The sequence below is a fragment of the Nocardioides sp. genome (assembly GCF_035429765.1).
Lineage (GTDB): Bacteria > Actinomycetota > Actinomycetes > Propionibacteriales > Nocardioidaceae > Nocardioides.
In genome coordinates this window covers 1-1,897 of sequence record NZ_DAOMFK010000325.1, presented here as the reverse complement: position 1 = coordinate 1,897, position 1,897 = coordinate 1, and the positions used below count along the sequence as shown (strand labels likewise).

At 72.6% G+C, this 1,897-nt stretch carries 2 protein-coding genes; both read left to right on the top strand.

The features are described from left to right. Positions 1-1,065, top strand: a 1,065-nt coding sequence (locus tag PLP61_RS16805) for an adenylate/guanylate cyclase domain-containing protein (RefSeq protein WP_324503945.1), incomplete at its 5' end; no start/stop codon positions are given. Beyond that, positions 1,062-1,897: hypothetical protein (locus PLP61_RS16800; RefSeq protein ID WP_324503943.1), on the top strand; the 836-nt coding region annotated here is incomplete at its 3' end. The genes PLP61_RS16805 and PLP61_RS16800, both read left to right, overlap by 4 nt.

Here is a 1,897-nt window from a genome sequence, read left to right as displayed (position 1 = left end):
CTGGACGCGGTGCTCACCCCCCGGGGCTACCGGGTGCTGTGCGCGGAGTCGGGGGTCACAGCGCTGGACCGCCTCGCCACCGACGAGGTCGACCTGGTGCTGCTCGACCTGCTGATGCCGGACCTGGACGGCCACGAGGTGTGCCGGCGGATCCGGCAGGAGCCGCGGTGGGAGTTCCTGCCCGTGGTGATGATCACCGCGAGCGGCCGCCAGGAGCGGGTGCAGGCCCTGGAGTCCGGCGCCGACGACTTCCTGGTCAAGCCGTTCGACCAGGCTGAGCTGCTCGCCCGGGTCGCGTCGCTGGCGCGCATCAAGCGGTACCACGACACGATCCTGAGGCAGGCCGGGGAGCTGGCGACCTGGAACGCCGAGCTCGAGTCCCGGGTCTCCCGGCACGTGGCCGAGCTGGATCGCACCAACCGGCTCCGGCGCTTCCTGGCCCCTCAGCTGGTGGACCTCGTGCTCAGCGACGAGAGCCTGCTGCACAGCCACCGCCGGGAGATCGTCGTGCTCTTCTGCGACCTCCGCAACTTCACGCCCTTCGCCGAGACCAGCGAGCCGGAGGAGGTGATGGGCGTGCTGGGCGAGTACCACCAGGTGGTGGGCGACCTCGTGCACGCCCATGAGGGGACGCTCGAGCGCTTCACCGGCGACGGGGTGATGGTCTTCTTCAACGACCCGGTGGTGCACGACGACTCCGCCGAGCGCGCGGTGCGGCTCGGTCTCGGCCTGCGCGACGCCGTCCGGCCGCTGGCCGACAGGTGGCGGCGACGCGGCCACGACCTGGCTGTCGGGGTCGGCCTCGCCCAGGGGTTCGCGACGCTCGGCCGGATCGGCTTCGAAGGCCGGTTCGACTACGCCGCCATCGGCAGCGTCACGAACCTGGCCGCCCGGCTGTGCGACCGGGCCGAGCCGTGGCAGGTGCTGGTGACCGACCGGGTCCTGGCCGCGACCGAGCATCTCGTCGACGCCGAGCTGGTCGGCGACCTGCAGCCCAAGGGGTTCTCCCGCACCGTGCGCGTGCACCACGTGCGCGGTCTCCGGCAGGAGGTGATGAGCCGATGACCCACGTCCAGACCCGCTCCGCCCAGGGACCCACCCTCGACGACCTGGACGAGCAGGCCCGCTACGCGGCCTACGACGCCCTGCAGCGCCGGATGCCCGAGGTCTGGGGGGCGATGCGGCGTGACGCCGAGGGCGAGTCCGTCGTGGTGGTGCCCTCCGTCAGCCTCGAGCGCAGCACCGCGAGAACGGGGACCGCGATGCAGGCCCTGGAGGAGCGCGCGCTCTTCCTGCTCCTGCTGCTGCGCCAGCCCCGGCTGCGGATGGTGTTCGTCACCTCCATGCCGGTCGCCGACCAGATCGTGGAGTACTACCTCGGCCTGCTGCCGGGGGTCATCCCCTCCCAGGCGCGCTCCCGGCTGTCGCTGGTCTCGGTCGGCGACGCGACGCCCCGCGCGCTGAGCGCGAAGCTGCTGGAGCGGCCGCGACTGCTGGGCGAGATCCGGGCGCTGATCCCGAACGCCACGCACAGCCACCTGGTGCCCTACACCGTGACCGCGCTCGAGCGCGACCTCGCCCTCACGCTCGGCATCCCTGTCTACGGTTCGGACCCCCGGCTGGCCGTGCTGGGCACCAAGTCGGGGTGCCGCAGGATCTTCGAGGAGCTGGGGGTCGACTGTCCGCTCGGGGCTCAGGACCTCCACACCGTGGACGACCTGGTGACGGCAGTGTGCGCGATGCGGAGCCGCCGGCCCGCGATGACGCAGGCGATCGTCAAGCTGGACGACGGGGTGGCCGGCGCGGGGAACGCGCTGCTCGACCTGGCCGGGATGCCGACGAGCGGACAGCCCGACGAGGCCGACCGGGTCCGGGACCGCGTGCTGGCGATGAGCCC